The sequence below is a fragment of the Anaerostipes sp. AF04-45 genome (assembly GCF_003461725.1).
Lineage (GTDB): Bacteria > Bacillota > Clostridia > Lachnospirales > Lachnospiraceae > Anaerostipes > Anaerostipes caccae.
The window spans coordinates 256,874-275,718 of sequence record NZ_QTXQ01000001.1 but is presented as its reverse complement, the minus strand read 5'-3'; the positions used below and the strand labels follow the sequence as shown (position 1 = coordinate 275,718).

The window sequence follows — 18,845 nt, the reverse complement described above, 5'->3', positions numbered from 1 at the left end:
GAGTGTGAGAGATGAAGAAGATTATCAACGAGCCGGACAATTATTTAAAAGAGATGCTCAGCGGCATCTATATCGCACATAAAGACATGGTGACCTGCACAGACGGCGATCTTCAGTGCCTTGTGTCTAAATACAAGAAAGAAGGAAAAGTAGGCATCGCTACAGGAGGCGGTTCCGGACACCTTCCTCTGTTTCTTGGCTATGTTGGAGAGGGCATGCTGGATGGCTGCTGCGTGGGTGATGTATTCCAGTCACCGAGTGCAGAACAGATGCTTGCCGTGACAAAAGAGATTGACAGCGGGGCAGGCGTGCTCTATATCTATGGAAATTACAACGGAGACATCTTTAACTTTGATATGGCGGCCGAGATGGCGGACATGGAAGAGGATATCCGCGTGGAGACCGTTCTCGGGGCCGATGATGTGGCTTCTGCCGGTCCTTCCGCACCGGGTGAGAAGAGCACCCGCCGGGGAGTGGCAGGTATTTTCTTTGTATTTAAATGCGCAGGGGCTGCCGCAGACAAGATGATGGATCTGGATAACGTGAAAAGAATCGCCGACAAGGCAAATGCCAATGTGCGGACTATGGGAGTCGCCCTGACCCCTTGTGTCGTGCCGAGAGTCGGAAAAGCCGGATTCTCCATTGGGGAAGATGAGATGGAGATCGGCATGGGCATCCACGGGGAGACTGGTATCAGACGTGGGAAAATTGAGCCGGCAGACCAGATCGTAGATGAGATGTTAGGTCAGATCGTTGCGGATCTTCCGTATGAGAGCGGCGATGAAGTGGCTGTCCTCGTCAACGGCCTTGGAGCCACCACTTTAGATGAACAGTATATTGTGACCCGTCACATTGACGAGGTGCTCTCAGAAAAAGGAATCAGTGTTCACAGATATTATGTGGGAGAGTATGCCACTGCACTGGAGATGGCAGGATTTTCAATCTCTCTGCTGAAGCTGGATGACGAGCTCAAAGAAATGTTGGATAGTGATGCGAAGACACCGTTCTTCCGCCAGTAAGTGAGGAGGCAGAATTAAGGATGGATAACAGTTATTTAATCAGGCTTTTGAAAGAGATCAGTGATATCATGTCAGAAAACAGGGATCATCTGATCGAGATGGACAGCATCGTGGGAGACGGTGACCTGGGACTGACCATGGGGGACGGATTTAAGGCCGCCTATGAGAAAGTCGCAGACGGTTCCATTACGGATGCCGGAAAGCTTTTATACCAGGCCGGAAAGGCCATGGCATCTGCGGTGCCGTCTACGATGGGCACACTGATGGCTTCGGGACTTATGCAGGCGGGCAAAGTCCTGAAGGGTACGGAAATGCTTGAGAATGCCGATGTGGCAAAGCTTTTTGAGGCCTATGAAGCAGGTGTTGCAAACCGCGGAAAAGCCAAAGTGGGAGAAAAGACGTTTATTGACGGTATCCACCCGGCGGTGGAAAGTCTGAATGCCGCTGCGGCATCGGGTGCTTCTCTGGAAGAGATGGCAGCCGGTGCAGTAAAGGCAGCAGAGGACGGTTTCAAGAATACGACCACCATGCTTGCGGTTCACGGACGCGCCGCAACCAGGGGAGAGGCTTCCAGAAGTCTTGAAGATCCGGGGGCATATGTGGCGGTGCTTATTATGAAGGCATTTGAGAAGAGTACAAAATAACTAGCATAAAATTACAATAAGAGAGCCAAAATTTCTATTTTATAATAAATTTTGGCTCTCTTATTTATAATGTAAATTAAACAATTTAATAAACAAATATTTGTAAATATGATTGAAATTGTATAATGATATTAACAGAGCCCACCACGCCTCTGATTTTTATGCGCAACCCGGTGGGACTTTTTTCATTTATAGAGTGTTTCATGTATTAGTATCCAAAACAAATATTAACGATAACGCAGCAAATACAATCGTACATTGATTCAGATATGGAGATTGTCTCTCAAGAGGATGCAGAAAAAGCATTAAAAATAATTGGTTATTATCGGCTGAGGGGATATTCGTTTCAATTATATAATAACTCTACCCAAAAATATATTTTGGGAACCAAATTTGAAGATATTCTGACATTATATCGTCTCGATCGAAAGCTTTCTGACCTGATATTCTCAATGATATCTAAAATAGAGGTTGCATTAAAAGCTCATTTAGTAGAAGCTTTACTAATTCATGGAGATGCATTGATTCTGAAGGATTCTTCAATTTTCAAAGAAAAGAAGATATATTAGAATAATATGTCGGCAATAGCTTATTATTTAAAAGAAACAGAAATATTATTAGTCTTCATACAATGAATTTTACAATGGATTGGAAAGAACATCTCAGTGTATGAATACATAAAATAAAGGACAGAACTAATCAAGTATATTATGCACAAATCGCTTAGGCTTCTGGCGGAGTGTTGTGATAAAAACCCCGCCATTTTATAGCCTGTTTTTTATTTTATAAGAAGTCGCTACAATTCACCTCTGGCTTCACGGTCGATCAATTCTTTCATAATCGAATCGTACTGTTTATCCAGTTTGTAGAACGAAAGCGTGATGACCGCTAATGCCGCAACAATGACCGGCCCTACTTTATAAATGTTGATGATCATGTTCAGTGCAGACCCTGGCTGTGTCACAGCACCGGCAGCAGAACTGATATATCCTGACAGAGAGAGGAGTCCTGTCATGGCGGCAGATGCCACACCTGCGCCGACTTTTGTGCCGATGGAGCCTCCTGCAAAGATCAGGCTTTCCTGACGGATATGTGTCTTCCACTGACCAAATTCCACCACATCGCCGATCATTCCGAAGACAACTGCATTTAATGGAGCGAGTCCGACAGCACGAGTCACACAGCTCATGACCATCCACGGAAAGCTGTAAGGATTCAGGAAGAACAGAAGCTGCCCGGCCAGTGCGATAAATGCTCCGGCAAATGCAACGTTTCTTTTTCCGAATTTTCCGATCAGAGGCGCACAGGCAAAGATGCAGGCTACCAAAGTAAGAGTTTCCGTCAGATACAATGTACTGTACATCCAGGTATCGTTGTGGAAAATGTATTTACAATAGTATGGAAGGATGGTCCCTGAGATACCAAAGGATACACTCTGAAGCATCCATAATACGAGAACTGCCCAGAAGTATTGATTTGTGACAAGGGCTTTCAGGCCCTTTTTCAGAGGGATACTTTTTACTTTATCTTTGGCCGCAATGACAACGGTCTCTTTGCATTTGAGGAAACAGTTGATGAGCAGGATCAATGCAAGAACCGCCCAGATAGACATTGTCTTAACCCATGCAGCCTGATTATCCCCGAAGATCTTTACTAACGGAAGAGTAAAGGTAACGGCTACGATACGTCCGATCGGTGACAATCCCATTCTAACGACACTCAGCATATCTCTCTCAGAAGAGACGCGTGTCATCATGGCAGAAAGGCTTCCATATGGAAGATTAATAGCTGTATAACAGACTGTGGTACAAAAATTATATGTAACAAACAGGTAGATTCCCTGAACGATTCCGGTTGTATGAGGCACAGTGAAAAGCAGTACGGCTGAAAGAGCATAAGGGATGCTCATCCATAAGATCCACGGCCTTGATTTTCCCCATTTTGAGTTGGTGTGCTCAACGATGACACCCATGATTAAGTCAGACACTCCGTCAAACAGCCGGGAAATCAGCATGACCAATCCGACAGTTGCCGGATTGATTCCAACATAATCAGTATAAAAAAGCGTAAGCAATGTACCGATCATTCCGAAGATTACATTACATGCCACGTCCCCGCCTGCGTAGGAGACCCGGGTTCCCCAGGTGAGTTTGTGGCCTTTGACATAGTTTTTATCCATTTTTCTTCTCCTTAATTTCATATGGCATGACAGCCTGCCCGCCGGGAAAACCGGCAGGCTGGTGTTTCTTTACACCGTGATTTCAGAAATTTTTACAGGGCGGTGTTCTTCCAGTGATTTCTTAGCTGCAAGCCCCATGAGTACCGGCTCAAGTCCGTCCATAACTCCCAGAGGTGTGTCTGTGTCTTTTTCAATGGCGTCGATAAAGCATTTAATTTCTTTTGCGTAAGCGGCCATATAGCGCTCCAGGAAGAAGTAAAGAGGTTTTTCTCCGGTTACACCGTCTGCATTGCTGATCACGGCTGAGGATACGGAATCATTTGCGGTAGCAACCATTCCTTTTGATCCGAATACTTCGGCTCTCTGATCGTATCCGTAAACAGCTTTTCTTGAGTTGTCGATGACTGCGAGCGCGCCGTTTTTCATTTTTAAAGTAATGACTGCAGTGTCCACATCCCCTGCCTCACCGATGGCCGGATCTACTAAGACGGCTGCTTCCACATATACCTCTTCGGCATCACATCCTGCCAGGAAGCGTACCATATCAAAGTCATGGATCGTCATGTCAAGGAACATTCCGCCGGAGACTTTTACATAATCAGCACTTGGCGGTTCAGGGTCTCTGGATGTCACTTTGATGATCTGTGTCTCACCGATCTTTCCGGCAGCCACGGCATCTCTTACTGCTTCAAAGTTGTGGTCGAACCGGCGGTTAAATCCTACCTGATACTTTACATTGCTTTTTTTCAGAGCGTCTACGACTTCCTGGATTTTCTTTACGTCATGATCGATCGGCTTTTCACAGAAGACATGTTTTCCTGCCTCGATGGCTTCCACTGATATTGTAGAATGTGTATCTGTGGAAGAACATATTAAAACAGCATCAATCTGAGGATCATTTAAGATATCTTTGTAATCTCTGGTTGTTTTTTCAACACCCATTTCTTTTGCCCATGCCGCTGTATCCTCTGTCATAAAAGGATCTGCAAGTGTTTTCACCTTTGCGTTGCTAACTTGTGTACAGATGCTTTCTACATGTACTCTTCCGATTCTTCCTGCTCCAATAATACCTACATTTACCATAATAAAAACGTCCTTTCTTATATTCAACTGGTCTGATTTCTTTATGAGTTAATCATATCAGGACAAAGATATTACCAAAACTAGTACTTTTTTTGGATTATGTAGTATTTTTATATAAAATTATGGGTGAATTATTTTTTGTGTCTTTTTTTTGGAACAAAAAAAGAACCCGCATCAATAAACACAGGTTCTTTCCTTTTTATTATGTTAAGTTAAAATTCGGCTATCTGCCGGATCGCATCCTCAGAAAGGATGGTTTGAAAATGTTCATCAAATAAAGCCTTAGTCGCATAAGTATTTGGGATACGTTTGCTGTACTCTGAAAGTCTGCTGCGGACTTTTGTAAAGTCATACTTGTTGTCCTCGGCAGACAGGCAGAGATAATAACAGTTATTTTCGGTATCTTTATATAAGCGGCTTTCATGCGGAAAGCTTATCACCAGTTTTGCTGCATAAGCTACTTCTTCCAGGGAAGAAAAGCAGTATACGTCACAGTTGGAATCCATAATGGCCAGATGCATTGCATCAGCCAGTTCGGACAGATCGCTGTCAGAAGCATCGTCGAGGAAATTGAGAACTCCGTCGGAATCTTCCAGGTTCATATTGCCGGATGAAATCTTTGAGTTGACTAATTTCTCGTAACGGTCATTAAACTGATCGGCGTCTTCCACTTTCGTGACGACGAGTATCAGACATTCCTGGGAGACCGGGATCGCTTCTACCATAAGAGGAATGTTATTGGTCTCAAAACCTAATTCCTGAGAAGCTTTCTTCATCAGTTCGCGGAACAGTCCTTTGGCCTTATCGGAACCAAATGCCAGTTCGTTGAGCAGTGTCTCTTTTCCAGCAAGGTCAGCTTTATTCAAAGTACATCGGATTTGATTGTCACTAATTCGTTCTATCTTCATAGTCATCACTCCCTTACTTTATATTATAGTATAGTATCTGAATGCATATGTGTAAAGTGTTTCTGAATAACTTACAAAAATATACAGAAATACTTGAAATAATTTACAGAATTTGCTATTATAAACTTACAGCATATGGAAATGAGCTCTTTCCTTCGCTGAGGCGCCGCATCTTCGCTGCCTTTTCGGCAGTGTCTTAAATTTATATATCATAGCACTTTTCTGGCTCATTTCACAAACACTTCAGAATGGAGATTATCATGGGACATCGCAGTGATTTATTGGATTATTTAGAACTTGGATTGGCAGTCCAGGTCGATGGAATACCCGTAGACAACAGCAATCAGGAACAAATGGATCTTATGCTTGAGGAAGATGATTCCTACATGAAAGACTTCATTGATGATGAGAAAGGGGAGATCTGTGCCGTCTATTATCAAAAAGTAACCAATCATTAAACAATGCGTCATCTATACCAGTAGTATCTCAATTAAGCCAAGGGATTATTTCTCTTGGCTTAAATAGGATTGAATTCCCTTATAGATGGCCTGTGCTGCTTTTTCCTGATAAGCTTTATCCTGAAGTTTCTGCTTTTCTTCTTCATTGCTCAGAAAACCGCACTCTGCGATGACAGTTACATAAGGATTATCCCGAAGAAGAAAGTAATCGCTGTTTGCTTTTGCCACTCTGTGGTTGTCTGGATCTAAATTTTCAACCAGGGAACTTTGCAGGCAGTCAGCAAGCTGTTTCCCTTTTTGAGACCCCTGATAGTAAAATACCTGTGCACCGTGTACTTCACCGCTGGGATAGCTGTTCTGATGAACACTCACCACAAGAACCGGCTCGGCATCAAAGATAATCTGCTTCCTGTTGGAAAGATCGGAAACTTTTACATTGGTCGTGCTGGTGGCCAGATTGTAGTCGCCGTCCCTGGTCATTTTTACCTTGAATTTTTTCTTTTCCAGGATCGTTTTTAATTTTTTTGATATGGCCAGATTGATGTCTTTTTCCAGCACATCTCCGCTGCCGACTTTTCCGGGATCATTGCCGCCGTGTCCGGGATCGATGATGATGACATTCTGTTTTCCGATCGTCTGGTTTACAAAGATCGGAAGGGTGATCGAGGAAATATAGAGCAGGACGATGATACAGAAGATCGCGCCCCCTAAAAGTTGTTTACGATATTTCATTTGGAGACCTCAGGACTTTTGTAATATTATATTCAGAACAAGGCCTGATATATGAATGACATTTTCCGCATGATTTCCGCTCGGCTCTTAGAATGCCTCACTTCAATCATGCAGAAAATGGACATAATGTATGATTTGTTAAAAGTTCTGATCTGTGATTTGGTCATTTTGGAAATTTTCTTTTGATGTCGTGCCGTCCCAGGTATTCGCCGGTCATTTTTACGACCTGGCCAGACAGCAGTGTGATGGAGATCAGATTCGGTATGGCCATCAACCCGTTAAAGGTATCCGAAAGGTTCCAGACAAAGGATAAGTGCAGAATGGAGCCTAAAAATATAAAATAGAGAAAAACAAGTTTATAATTGGTGACGGCTTTTCTGCCAAATAAATAGACGGCTGCCGTCTCACCGTAAAAGGACCATCCAATGAGGGTGGCAAATGCAAAGAATACGATGGCGATAGATACGAAGGCGGAGCCCCAGGAGCCGAAGACTGTGGAGAAGGCAGCGCTGGTCAGGGGGACTCCGTTGGGCAGTGAATCAAAATGAATCGTGGTGCCCTGGGCCGCGTCCAGAGCCATAGCCTTGAGATAGGTTCCCTCGTCATAGACACCGGAAGTGAGGATCGTAAGGGCTGTGATGGTACACATCACAACCGTGTCGGTAAATACTTCAAAGATACCCCACATGCCCTGGACAACGGGTTCTTTTGTGTCGGAGTTTGTATGTACGGTGACGGAACTTCCCAATCCTGCCTCGTTGGAAAAGACCCCGCGGGAGATTCCTTTTTTCATAGCAATGGTGATCCCGTAGCCAAGGACACCTCCTCCGGCAGCTTTTGGTGAGAAGGCACCGTGGAGGATCGAATGGATTGTGGATGGAATCCGGTCCATGTGGACAAAAATAATTACAATACAGCCCAGTGTGAATAAGGCAGCCATGACCGGGATGATTTTTTCTGTCACGCCGGCGATCCGTTTGATGCCTCCCATTATGACAAAACCTACCATGAACAGGGTGACGAGACCTGTGATCACCGGGGAAATTGAAAAGGTGGAGGAGAGCGCGGAGGCCATAGAGTTTGCCTGTGCCATGTTTCCGATCCCGAGAGAAGCGAGAATACAGAATGCGGCAAAAAGAGAGGCCAGCCATTTTGCGCCGAGGCCCCGTTCCATATAGACCATGGCACCTCCGGCCCATTTTCCGTTTTTGTCCCGATAACGGTATTTCATTCCGAGTGTGACTTCCGCATAATGTGTCATCATTCCCAGGATCGAAGAAATCCACATCCAGAAAATAGCCCCGGGTCCTCCGGCAGTGATGGCAGTGGCGACTCCGGCGATATTTCCGGTTCCCAGGGTCCCGGCCAGGGCGGTGCAGAGGGACTGAAACTGTGAGATGGAAGCCGAATCCTTTGTTTTTCTTACCTCAGATTTTTTCAAAGAGGACAAGAGCGTGGAAGAGATCCACAATCTGAAATGTCTTAACTGGAAGCATTTTGTCCTAAGTGTAAACATCAGGCCGACACCTAAGAAACAGGCCAGCATAGGAGTTCCCCAGATAAAGGAATTGAATGCATCATTCAGACGGCTGATCAGAGAAAATATTTGAACCATATATCAAACCTCTTTGCGGCAATTAAAGTATTATATTCAGCCAGGCAGCAGGTTTATGATTTTTGGCGGAAAACTCCCTGCTTTATTTTTTAGGAAAAGTTTGTTATAATGATTGCTAATGGGTTTTTCTCAGAAGAAGGATGGGTTTTATGAAGACAATAGTGAGAAACGTTGAAAACAAGGACAATAAGGAAGCGATCCGGGAAGCTGCCGGGCTTCTTCGGGAGGGGAAGCTGGTAGCTTTTCCCACGGAGACAGTCTATGGACTTGGAGGCAGCGGCTGGATGGAAGAGGCCGCATCCAGAATCTACGAGGCAAAAGGGAGACCCTCTGACAATCCTCTCATCCTTCATATCGGGAGCATGGAGATGATCGATGAGATCACATCTTGCGTACCGGGGCCTGCCAAAAAAGCGATGGATGCTTTCTGGCCGGGTCCGCTGACCGTGATCCTGCCCAAAAGCGACAAGGTTCCATACCGGGTTACCGGGGGACTCGATTCCGTAGCCGTCCGGATGCCCAGTCATCCTGCAGCGCTGGCCCTGCTGAGAGAGGCGGGTGTTCCTGTGGCCGCGCCCAGCGCCAACACTTCGGGAAGGCCCAGCCCCACAAAGGCGGAACATGTGGTAGAGGACCTGGACGGCAAGATCCCGATGGTATTGGACGGGGGAAAAGTAGAAGTGGGCGTCGAATCGACGATCGTTGATTTTACCGGAGAAGTACCGGTCATTTTAAGGCCGGGAAAGATTACAAAAGATGAACTTGAGAAGGCTCTTTCGACAGAGGTGCTGATGAGTACTCTGTCAGTGAAAGAGGATACAGTGCCCAGGGCACCTGGAATGAAGTACAAGCACTATGCGCCGAAAGCTCAGCTGGTCCTTATCCTTGGAGAGGACAGAGAGAAAGTAGCAGAGGAGATCACGAAAAGGGTCCGTGACTGCCGTAAACAGTGCATGAAGACCGGAGTTATCGCCACGGAAGAGACAATGGACCGTTATGATGCAGATGAGGTAATCTCTGTGGGGAGCCGCAGCCATATGGAGACAGTGACGGCAAACCTCTATGACGTGCTGAGAGAATTTGACCACAGAGACGTGGATGTGATCTTTTCAGAGGGATTTGAAGGTGAAGAGTATGAAGAAGCGGTGATGAACCGTCTGGTGAAAGCAGCGGGACATCAGATGATCCGTGTTTAAAAGGAGATTAGTTTGAAAAAAATTATATTTGTAAGTACGAACAACACCTGCCGCAGTTTTATTGCGGAATCGGTGCTGCGGAAATATTTAAAAGACGCTCACAGAAGAGACATCCAGGTGGAGTCCAAGGGACTCGTCGTATTATTTCCGGAGCCGGTACACACAAAAGCAGCAGATCTGGTCAGGAAGAGCGGGATTGAGATCATAGATTTCAAAGCGTCCCAGCTCACACAGGAAGATGTGGAGACCAGTGATCTGATTCTCACCATGAATGATAAGCAGAAAGAAAAGGTACTGGAAGACTATCATGGATATAAGGAAGTGGCCACCATCAACGAGTATGCTAATGATGAGGGGGCAGTCATCGACCCTTACGGGATGGATGATGAAGACTATGAACATTGCTTTGTACAGATTACACAACTAATCCATAAAATCTGGAACCATAAGTTAGGAGGAAATGAAATGATAGGTATTGGAAGCGATCACGGCGGATATGAGCTGAAACAGGCGGTTATTAAGCACCTGGAGGAGAAAGGGCACGCAGTAAAAGACTACGGATGCTACTCAGAGGAGTCTTGTGATTACCCGGTATATGCAAAAGCGGTGGCTGAGGGCATACTGAAGGACGAAGTGAAGCAGGGAATTCTGATCTGCGGAACAGGAATCGGTATTTCCATTACTGCCAATAAGATCAAAGGTATCCGGGCGGCACTGTGCGGAGACACATTCAGCGCAAGAGCAACAAGAGAACATAATAATGCCAACATACTGGCACTGGGGGCAAGAGTCACCGGAGAAGGCCTGGCACTTGATATCGTGGACACATTTTTAGAGACAAAATTTTCTAACGATGAGAGGCATATCCGCAGGATCAATATGATCGAGGACTAAATTTTAAGAAGATATTATACGGCATGGACAGCACTCGCGGCTTCTGTGCCGTATGACATTTTCCACATGATTTCCGTTCGGCTCTTAGAATGTCTCACTCCAATCATGTAGAAAATAGACATAATGTCTGCTGGACAAGTATTATTCGAATAAAATGGGCTATTCAATGTAAGATTTCTTTATTCATTAGCCTTCTCCAGAAGATATTTCGTGTATTTCGTGCAAAAAGCTGCCGCACCTTTTTAGTGCGACAGTTTTTTAGAGTTTTTTAAACCACTATTTCCGTCACGCTTTGAAATGCGCACTTCCAATAGTGCTAAAAATATCGTTGGATAGCTTCTTGTGTTCAAGGAATACTTGTCCGGAAAACAAGAAAAAGAATAAATACCAGATAAATATGGAAATAATAGCTACTGTAAAAGGAATGCCCTCGGTTACAGATCTTTTTTTCCTAGCCATAATATGCTTTGGATGATATAATTACAAAGTGTGAGTAGAAACTTTTTCAAGGAGGTCTTTATGAAGATCAATAAGGACATTGTCCGTTCGTTATCTCTGATAACACAGCTGGGAATTACGATTCTGACATCGACATTTCTGTGCATGTTTTTAGGCCTCTGGCTGGACCGAAAGTTTTCTACCCATTTTTTTATCCCGTTATTGATTCTGGGCATTGGCGGAGGACTGAGCGGTGCCTGGAAACTCATAAGGAATGTCAGTGAAGACCAGGAGGGTGATGATGACAGAAGAATTTAAAGAAATCAATCCCGTTCTTTTGGAATTGCTGGCCGGATTGGGGATCTACGGTGCGGCGGCCGGTGCAGCCGGCATGGTCACATCAGGGGGATCTCTGTACTTTCTGGCAGGGATTCTTGCGGGCCTGTTTTTTGCAGTCTGTCTGATCCTGAATATGTATCTGACCATTGATACTGCGCTGGATCTAGATCCCGAGTCTGCAAATAAGTATATGGTAAGGCGGACTCTGGTCCGCAAGGTTCTGACTGTCCTTGCGGCAGCTGTTGGGATTAAGATCCATATGCTGACATTTTCAGGGATCATACTTGGAGTTTTGGGGATTAAAATAGCTGCATATCTGCAGCCGCTGATCCACCGCCGTGTATCGGAAAGACGATCCGGCAGGAACGAAGAAGTAGAAAGTAAAATGAATTAAAAAGGAGGGAATGCTATGGGAATGATTCAGGCCCCCATGTTGGCTGCCGCATCGGGAAGTGATGTGGACTTCATGGTGCATGGGCTGATACCATTGAATTTTTTCGGGCATAAGGTATGGATCACCACCACTCATGTGACAACACTGATCGTCATGCTTTTTATCATGGTGCTGGCACTGATCGCGAGGCGGAGTATCATGAAAGATTATGAAAAGCCCAGCGGTCTTGCAAATGCAGTGGAACTGGTGGTGGAAATGCTGGATAAGCTGGTGAAGAGCACCATGGGAAAACACTGGAAGCCGTTTGCCAATTATATCGGAAGCATTATGTTTTTCATCTTTATTGCCAACACATCGGGGCTGTTCGGGCTTCGGGCGCCGACAGCCGATTACGGGACGACGTTGTCTCTGGCACTGATCACCTTTGTGATGATCCAGTACAGCGCATTTAAGACGAGGAAGTTCCGCATGTTTACGGACCTGTTTCAGCCGATTCCGGTGCTGTTTCCGGTCAATGTCATCGGCGAATTTGCGACTCCGGTGTCGCTGTCGCTGCGTCTGTTCGGAAACATCATGGCGGGGACCATTATGCTTTCGCTGTGGTACGGCCTGCTTCCGATCTTTGCGAAGCTGGGGCTTCCGGCATTTCTGCATGTATATTTTGACTTGTTTTCCGGTGCGATCCAGACCTTTGTCTTTGCCATGCTGACCATGACATTTATCGCAGACAAGAGGAATGCATAAACCGGAAGAAACTATCAGGAGCAATAAAAAGAACAATTTTATTTTTTAGGAGGATTTTCTTATGAATATTTCAAGTGAAGCATTTGTATTAGGTTGTTCAGCAATCGGAGCGGGACTTGCGCTGATCGCAGGTATCGGACCTGGTGTAGGACAGGGATACGCAGCAGGACAGGGTGCGGCAGCCGTAGGACGCAATCCGGGCGCCAAGGGAGATATCATGTCTACGATGCTTCTCGGACAGGCAGTTGCAGAGACCACAGGTCTTTACGGATTGGTTATCGGCCTGATTCTGTTATACGCTAACCCGTTATTCGCTAAATTATAATCCGGGAGATAAAACGGCGGCAGAAGCCGTCGGAAAATGACAAACCGGAGAGAATTCAGGGAAAGGAGGACAGGACGTGGACAGAATCTTTGGACTTGATATCCAGCTTGGATTTGACGTTTTATGCCAGGCAGTCGCGGTCTTCATCATGTTTGCATTTTTATCTTATGTATTATTTGAACCGGTCAGGAAACTTCTAAATGACCGCAAGAATAAAATCGCAGATGATCTGGATACTGCGGCGGCCGACAAAAAAGAGGCGGCCAGACTGAAAGCTGAGTATGAAGAAAAGATCAGGGATATAGAAAAAGAAGCCGATGAGATTTTAAGCCAGGCCAGAAAGAAAGCCCTGAAAAGGGAAGACGAGATCATTTCGGAGGCCAGACAGGAAGCGCTGAAGATCACAGAGCGGGCGGAAAATGAGATCGCGCTGGAAAAGAAAAAGGTCCGGGATCAGGTGAAACAGGAAATGATCCAGGTGGCAGTGGCTATGGCAGGCAAGATCATAACGGATAAGATCGATCCGGCAAAGCAGGATGCCCTTGTGGAAGAGACCTTAAAGGAGATGGGTGATCAGACATGGCGAAGCTAGTCAGCAAAACATATGGAGATGCCTATCTTTCGCTGGCAGAGGAAAAAGGAAATCTTGACTCTGTCAAAGAAGAAGTCCTCAGTGTGCGCCGGGTGTTTTCGGAGAGCGGGGAGCTCAATCAGATGCTTTCTCACCCCAAGATCGTAAAAGAAGAAAAAATGCGGATCCTGGAAACAGCATTTAAAGGCAGGATTTCTGAGGACATGATGGGCTTTTTGTTGGTCATTGTGAAAAAAGACCGATACCGTGACATAATGTCTGTTCTCGACTATATCATCGGCCGGATGAAGAAGAGAGAGGGGATAGGGAGCCTTTGGGTTGCCTCCGCTTTTGAACTGTCAGAAGGGCAGAAAAAGGACATTGTGGATCGTATGAAAGAACTGACAGATTACAGGGAGTTTGAAGTGGACTATGAGATCGATGAGCAGCTGATCGGAGGGCTGGTGCTCCGGCTCGACGACAGGGTCATCGACAGTTCCATAAGGACGAAGCTTCAGACCATGGGGAAAAGTCTGTCAAAAATACAGTTGTGATTATAGGCAAGGAGGCAAAAAAGCAAAATGAATTTAAGGCCAGAAGAGATCAGTTCTGTCATTAAAGAGCAGATCAAACAATACTCTACCAAGCTTGAAACCTCTGATATTGGAACCGTGATTCAGGTAGCCGACGGAATTGCAAGAATCCATGGCCTTGATGAGGCCATGCAGGGAGAACTTTTAGAATTCCCGGGGGAAGTATACGGAATGGTGCTGAACCTTGAGGAAGACAACGTCGGAGCCGTACTGCTGGGAGACCAGAAGAACATCAGTGAAGGAGATGTCGTAAAGACCACCGGAAGAGTCGTGGAAGTGCCGGTAGGTGACGCGATGACCGGACGTGTTGTGAATTCTCTGGGACAGCCGATCGACGGAAAAGGTCCGATCGAGACAGAAAAGTACCGTCCAATAGAAAGAGTAGCATCAGGAGTTATCTCAAGAAAATCCGTAGATACTCCGCTTCAGACAGGAATTAAAGCGATCGATGCCATGGTGCCGATCGGGCGCGGGCAGCGGGAACTGATCATCGGTGACCGCCAGACGGGTAAAACTGCGATTGCAGTGGATACGATCATCAACCAGAAAGGCCAGGGCGTCCATTGTATTTATGTGGCAATTGGTCAAAAATCGTCTACGGTTGCGAACATCGTAAAGACATTTGAAGAGTACGGAGCCATGGATTACACCACAGTGGTGGCATCCACAGCCAGTGAGCTGGCACCGCTCCAGTATATTGCCCCATACGCGGGATGTGCCATCGGGGAAGAGTGGATGGAAAACGGGGAGGATGTTCTTGTCATTTATGACGACTTGAGCAAACATGCAACCGCATACCGTACCCTGTCCCTTCTGCTTCGGAGACCTCCGGGACGTGAGGCTTATCCGGGAGACGTCTTCTATCTTCACTCAAGACTTCTGGAAAGGGCAGCCAAGCTGTCCGATGAACTGGGAGGAGGTTCTCTGACAGCCCTTCCGCTCATCGAGACCCAGGCAGGCGATGTATCTGCCTATATTCCGACCAATGTTATTTCCATCACGGACGGACAGATTTATCTGGAGACCGAGATGTTCAATGCGGGATTCCGTCCTGCGATCAATGCGGGTCTCTCCGTATCCAGAGTAGGCGGTGCGGCACAGATCAAAGCGATGAAAAAGATCGCCGGGCCGATCCGTACCGACCTTGCCCAGTACAGGGAGCTCGCCGCTTTTGCCCAGTTTGGTTCAGAACTGGACGATGATACGAAAGAGCGTCTGGCACAGGGTGAGAGGATTAAGGAAGTTCTCAAACAGCCTCAGTATCAGCCGCTTCCGGTAGAACAGCAGGTGGTGATCATTTACGCGGCTACCAGAAAATATCTCCTGGAGATCAAGGTGGATGACATCTTAGCCTTCCAGAAGGAGCTGTTTGAGCTGATCGACACAAAATATCCGGATGTGTTCCGGTCGATCCGGGAGACGAAGGAGCTTGGAAAAGAGACGGAAGAAATGCTGATCACTGCGATCAAAGAGTGCAGGCAGCAGTTTGAGGCAAAGTAAAGAGGTGAGCTTTTATGGCATCAATAGTTGATATAAAAAGAAGAAAAGCCAGTATCGAGAGCACCGGACAGATTACAAAGGCGATGAAGCTTGTCTCAACGGTAAAGCTTCAGAGAGCAAGAGCGAGGGCCGAGGAATCCAGGACTTATTTTGACAAGATGTACCGGACCGTATCTTCAATCTTAGCCCAGTCAGATAATATCGACCATCCGTATTTAAAGTCTAACGGTTCGCAGAAGAAAGCAGTGATCGCTGTATCCTCCAACCGGGGACTGGCCGGCGGTTACAATAACAATATTGTAAAAATGATCCGTGACAGCGGACTCGCAAGGGAAGATGTAATGATCTACGGAGTCGGACATAAGGCTATGGACAGTCTGGCAAACAGGGGTTATCATATTGTCGCCGATGACTCTGAGATGATCGACGAACCGGAGTACGAAGATGCCGTCAATCTGGGAAACCGTGTCTTAAAGGCCTTCGAGGACGGGGAGATCGGTGAGATCTATCTGGCATATACCAATTTTAAAAATACGGTAGTTCATGAGCCGACCATGATCAAACTGCTTCCTGTGGAGATCGATCAAAATGAAAAAGACGGGGAAGACTCCAAGACACTCATGAATTATGAGCCGGAACCGGAAGAAGCTTTATCCATGCTGATTCCCAAGTACGTCTGCAGTCTGATCTTCGGTGCGCTTGTCACATCGGTTGCCAGCGAAAACGGTGCCAGGATGCAGGCCATGGATTCGGCAACGACCAATGCCGAAGAATTAATTGACAACTTAAGCCTTGCCTATAACCGGGCAAGACAGGGCGCTATCACGCAGGAATTGACAGAAATCATTTCAGGAGCGGAGGCGCTGGAATAGAAGTAGGAGGAATTATTAAATGGCAGATAATCATACAGGGAAGATCACCCAGATTATTGGTGCGGTTTTAGATATCAAGTTCAGTGACGGGCATCTGCCGGAGATCAATGACGCCATTGATATTATGACAAAGCAGGGCGGGAAGCTGGTTGTAGAGGTTTCCCAGCATCTGGGCGATGACACCGTGAGATGTATTGCGATGGGACCGACGGACGGTCTGGTCAGGGGGATGGAGGCTGTCTGCACAGGCGGGCCGATCTCCGTCCCGGTAGGAGAGCAGACCCTGGGAAGAATGTTTAACGTTCTTGGAGATCCTATCGACAATAAACCGGCCCCTGAGAATGCAAAACGCCAGCCGATCCACAGAAAGGCTCCGGCTTTCAAGGACCAGTCCACAGAGACTGAGGTGCTGGAGACAGGCATCAAGGTCGTAGACCTTTTATGCCCGTACCAGAAAGGCGGAAAGATTGGACTGTTCGGCGGTGCCGGCGTAGGAAAGACGGTCCTGATTCAGGAACTGATCCGAAACATTGCCACAGAGCACGGCGGATATTCCGTTTTCACCGGAGTAGGAGAACGAACCAGAGAGGGAAATGACCTTTACCATGAAATGAGTGAGTCAGGAGTTATCGACAAGACTGCTATGGTATTCGGTCAGATGAATGAACCGCCGGGAGCGCGTATGCGGGTCGGCCTTACCGGACTGACCATCGCAGAAAACTTCCGTGATGAGGGCGGAAAAGATGTCCTGTTGTTTATCGACAACATCTTCCGTTTCACCCAGGCGGGCTCCGAGGTGTCAGCACTCCTTGGACGTATGCCGAGTGCGGTTGGATACCAGCCGACTCTCCAGACCGAGATGGGTGCTCTCCAGGAGCGGATTACTTCGACCAAAGACGGTTCCATCACATCCGTGCAGGCAGTCTATGTTCCGGCCGATGACTTGACGGACCCGGCACCGGCGACAACCTTTGCCCATCTGGATGCCACAACCGTACTCTCCCGTGCCATCGTGGAACAGGGAATTTATCCGGCAGTGGATCCCCTGGAGTCCACATCGAGAATCCTGGACCCGAAGATCGTCGGGGAAGAACACTACCAGGTGGCCAGAGGGGTGCAGGAGATTCTTCAGAGATATAAAGAACTCCAGGATATCATTGCAATCCTCGGTATGGATGAGCTTTCTGATGAAGAAAAGCTGATCGTAGACCGGGCCAGAAAGATTCAGCGGTTCCTGTCCCAGCCGTTCTTCGTGGCAGAACAGTTTACGGGTACAGTTGGAAAATATGTAACCTTAAATGATACGATCCAGGGCTTCAAAGAAATATTAGACGGAAAGCATGACGACATTCCGGAGGGTATGTTCCTGAATGCGGGAAGTATTGATGAGGTTGTGGAACGTGCGAAAGCAAAGTAGGCAGGTGATCCTATGGCTGAAAATCTGATGAAACTGGAAGTAACGACTCCGGACCGCTCTTTTTATGCGGGAGAGGTCCGGATGGCTGAGTTTACGACCACAGAAGGGAATGTGGGAATCTACCCAAAACATATTCCGATGACAATGATCATAGCTCCTGGTATCCTGACCATCACGGAGTCAGACGGAACGAAGAAACAGGCTGCTTTGATGAAGGGGTTTGTGGAGATCACGAAGGAGGCTGTCAATATCTTAGCAGAGGTTGCGGAATGGCCGGGTGAGATCGACTTAGAGCGGGTGGAGCGTGCCAAAAGGCGTGCCCAGGAACGCCTGAAACACAAGAGCGATACAGACCTTCACAGAGCTGAAATGTCTTTGAGGAGAGCTCTGGTCAGAGAAGAATTATCAAAAAGGATGTAAACAGAACATATTTCTGGACGGGCAGCTGTGAGAGCCGTGTTCAGAAATATGTTCTTCCTGTTTTATGGAAAGGGGCTGTAAAGACATGAGGAGGTTATATCAAAAGCTTGGGCCTGCAGTGACCGCTTCGGTTGTGGCAGCCGTTGTGATTCTCTGCAGTCTTTTTAATTTTAACTGGCAGATCCGGTCTGATTTAAGAGGCGGCCGGGAGGATTCGGCACAGTCACATCTGGAGCTCGTTGAAAAAATGGGGAGACTGCTCACTGCTGAACTGGTAGGCACCATGTCCGTTTTGCTGGCAGTTGTGGTGACGGAGCGAAAGAAAGAAAAAAAGCGGCTGGTTCTCATGAAAAATGCCTATCACACGGCGCTCAGCAAGTCCAGTGACCTGTTTTTTGAAGTGGATCTGTCTGCGGACCGGTTAAAGATTCATTCCTGCCGGGTGGAGGGTGTCTGGGAGTAGAGAGATCTGCCGTACAGCGAAATTGTATCATGTTCGGCAAA

22 protein-coding genes and 1 pseudogene are annotated in these 18,845 nt (G+C 46.8%); 18 read left to right on the top strand and 5 right to left on the bottom strand.

Annotated elements, in window-relative coordinates:
- The first annotated feature begins 11 nt into the window (after positions 1 to 11).
- From DWV34_RS01380 to DWV34_RS01370, 3 genes are all read left to right on the top strand, one after another.
- The gene (locus DWV34_RS01380; protein WP_009289364.1) at positions 12 to 1,019 is read left to right on the top strand and encodes a dihydroxyacetone kinase subunit DhaK; all 1,008 of its coding nucleotides are present in this window, start codon (positions 12 to 14) and stop codon (positions 1,017 to 1,019) included.
- Positions 1,020 to 1,039: 20 nt separating this feature from the next.
- Complete coding sequence (locus tag DWV34_RS01375) at positions 1,040 to 1,663, top strand: dihydroxyacetone kinase family protein (protein ID WP_009289363.1); 624 nt, start codon at positions 1,040 to 1,042, stop codon at positions 1,661 to 1,663.
- A gap of 269 nt (positions 1,664 to 1,932) precedes the next feature.
- Positions 1,933 to 2,232, top strand: coding sequence for an Abi family protein (locus tag DWV34_RS01370; RefSeq protein ID WP_009289362.1), 300 nt, complete (start codon positions 1,933 to 1,935; stop codon positions 2,230 to 2,232).
- 227 nt (positions 2,233 to 2,459) lie between these two features.
- Here DWV34_RS01370 and DWV34_RS01365 read toward each other — a convergent pair whose 3' ends face one another.
- From DWV34_RS01365 to DWV34_RS01355, 3 genes are all read right to left on the bottom strand, one after another.
- Positions 2,460 to 3,863: an MFS transporter gene (locus DWV34_RS01365; protein WP_009289361.1), complete on the bottom strand. Its 1,404-nt coding sequence runs from the start codon at positions 3,861 to 3,863 to the stop codon at positions 2,460 to 2,462.
- A gap of 48 nt (positions 3,864 to 3,911) precedes the next feature.
- The gene (gene iolG, locus DWV34_RS01360) at positions 3,912 to 4,925 is read right to left on the bottom strand and encodes an inositol 2-dehydrogenase (RefSeq protein ID WP_009289360.1); all 1,014 of its coding nucleotides are present in this window, start codon (positions 4,923 to 4,925) and stop codon (positions 3,912 to 3,914) included.
- Between the two features lie 212 nt (positions 4,926 to 5,137).
- Positions 5,138 to 5,833 (bottom strand): adaptor protein MecA, encoded by a 696-nt coding sequence (locus DWV34_RS01355; protein ID WP_022261265.1) that lies wholly within the window; start codon positions 5,831 to 5,833, stop codon positions 5,138 to 5,140.
- Positions 5,834 to 6,093: 260 nt separating this feature from the next.
- Between DWV34_RS01355 and DWV34_RS01350 the strand changes: the two genes are divergently transcribed.
- Positions 6,094 to 6,291: a hypothetical protein gene (locus DWV34_RS01350; protein ID WP_022261266.1), complete on the top strand. Its 198-nt coding sequence runs from the start codon at positions 6,094 to 6,096 to the stop codon at positions 6,289 to 6,291.
- A gap of 45 nt (positions 6,292 to 6,336) precedes the next feature.
- Here DWV34_RS01350 and DWV34_RS01345 read toward each other — a convergent pair whose 3' ends face one another.
- Together DWV34_RS01345 and DWV34_RS01340 are read right to left on the bottom strand one after the other, a co-directional pair.
- Positions 6,337 to 7,023: an N-acetylmuramoyl-L-alanine amidase gene (locus DWV34_RS01345; protein WP_006567613.1), complete on the bottom strand. Its 687-nt coding sequence runs from the start codon at positions 7,021 to 7,023 to the stop codon at positions 6,337 to 6,339.
- A gap of 163 nt (positions 7,024 to 7,186) precedes the next feature.
- Entirely contained in the window at positions 7,187 to 8,638 is a 1,452-nt protein-coding gene (locus tag DWV34_RS01340) for an alanine/glycine:cation symporter family protein (protein ID WP_006567611.1), read from the bottom strand.
- Positions 8,639 to 8,778: 140 nt separating this feature from the next.
- Between DWV34_RS01340 and DWV34_RS01335 the strand changes: the two genes are divergently transcribed.
- From DWV34_RS01335 to DWV34_RS01275, 14 genes and pseudogenes are all read left to right on the top strand, one after another.
- Positions 8,779 to 9,834: an L-threonylcarbamoyladenylate synthase gene (locus tag DWV34_RS01335; protein ID WP_009289358.1), complete on the top strand. Its 1,056-nt coding sequence runs from the start codon at positions 8,779 to 8,781 to the stop codon at positions 9,832 to 9,834.
- Positions 9,835 to 9,846: 12 nt separating this feature from the next.
- A pseudogene (locus DWV34_RS18170) lies at positions 9,847 to 10,257 on the top strand (arsenate reductase/protein-tyrosine-phosphatase family protein); the annotation flags it as partial.
- Positions 10,258 to 10,299: 42 nt separating this feature from the next.
- Positions 10,300 to 10,728 carry a ribose 5-phosphate isomerase B gene (rpiB, locus tag DWV34_RS18165; RefSeq protein ID WP_039930273.1) on the top strand — a complete coding sequence of 143 codons (429 nt, stop codon included), beginning with the start codon at positions 10,300 to 10,302 and terminating at the stop codon, positions 10,726 to 10,728.
- A gap of 519 nt (positions 10,729 to 11,247) precedes the next feature.
- A complete protein-coding gene (locus tag DWV34_RS01325) occupies positions 11,248 to 11,484 on the top strand; it encodes an AtpZ/AtpI family protein (protein WP_006567607.1) in 237 nt (78 codons plus the stop codon).
- Positions 11,468 to 11,899 (top strand): hypothetical protein, encoded by a 432-nt coding sequence (locus DWV34_RS01320; RefSeq protein ID WP_009289356.1) that lies wholly within the window; start codon positions 11,468 to 11,470, stop codon positions 11,897 to 11,899. The genes DWV34_RS01325 and DWV34_RS01320 overlap by 17 nt, the downstream gene beginning before the upstream one ends.
- Positions 11,900 to 11,914: 15 nt before the next feature.
- A complete protein-coding gene (atpB, locus tag DWV34_RS01315; protein WP_009289355.1) occupies positions 11,915 to 12,643 on the top strand; it encodes a F0F1 ATP synthase subunit A in 729 nt (242 codons plus the stop codon).
- 61 nt (positions 12,644 to 12,704) lie between these two features.
- Positions 12,705 to 12,968, top strand: coding sequence for an ATP synthase F0 subunit C (gene atpE / locus DWV34_RS01310; RefSeq protein ID WP_006567604.1), 264 nt, complete (start codon positions 12,705 to 12,707; stop codon positions 12,966 to 12,968).
- A gap of 76 nt (positions 12,969 to 13,044) precedes the next feature.
- The gene (gene atpF, locus DWV34_RS01305) at positions 13,045 to 13,560 is read left to right on the top strand and encodes a F0F1 ATP synthase subunit B (protein ID WP_009289354.1); all 516 of its coding nucleotides are present in this window, start codon (positions 13,045 to 13,047) and stop codon (positions 13,558 to 13,560) included.
- A complete protein-coding gene (gene atpH / locus DWV34_RS01300; RefSeq protein ID WP_009289353.1) occupies positions 13,548 to 14,093 on the top strand; it encodes an ATP synthase F1 subunit delta in 546 nt (181 codons plus the stop codon). The genes atpF and atpH overlap by 13 nt, the downstream gene beginning before the upstream one ends.
- Before the next feature lie 27 nt (positions 14,094 to 14,120).
- Positions 14,121 to 15,632 carry a F0F1 ATP synthase subunit alpha gene (gene atpA / locus DWV34_RS01295; RefSeq protein WP_006567601.1) on the top strand — a complete coding sequence of 504 codons (1,512 nt, stop codon included), beginning with the start codon at positions 14,121 to 14,123 and terminating at the stop codon, positions 15,630 to 15,632.
- A gap of 14 nt (positions 15,633 to 15,646) precedes the next feature.
- On the top strand, positions 15,647 to 16,504 hold the full coding sequence (atpG, locus tag DWV34_RS01290) for an ATP synthase F1 subunit gamma (RefSeq protein WP_009289352.1): 858 nt from the start codon (positions 15,647 to 15,649) through the stop codon (positions 16,502 to 16,504).
- Positions 16,505 to 16,523: 19 nt separating this feature from the next.
- The gene (atpD, locus tag DWV34_RS01285; protein ID WP_006567599.1) at positions 16,524 to 17,921 is read left to right on the top strand and encodes a F0F1 ATP synthase subunit beta; all 1,398 of its coding nucleotides are present in this window, start codon (positions 16,524 to 16,526) and stop codon (positions 17,919 to 17,921) included.
- 12 nt (positions 17,922 to 17,933) lie between these two features.
- Positions 17,934 to 18,341 (top strand): ATP synthase F1 subunit epsilon, encoded by a 408-nt coding sequence (atpC, locus tag DWV34_RS01280; protein WP_006567598.1) that lies wholly within the window; start codon positions 17,934 to 17,936, stop codon positions 18,339 to 18,341.
- 85 nt (positions 18,342 to 18,426) lie between these two features.
- The gene (locus tag DWV34_RS01275; RefSeq protein WP_009289351.1) at positions 18,427 to 18,804 is read left to right on the top strand and encodes a hypothetical protein; all 378 of its coding nucleotides are present in this window, start codon (positions 18,427 to 18,429) and stop codon (positions 18,802 to 18,804) included.
- Positions 18,805 to 18,845 lie beyond the last annotated feature (41 nt).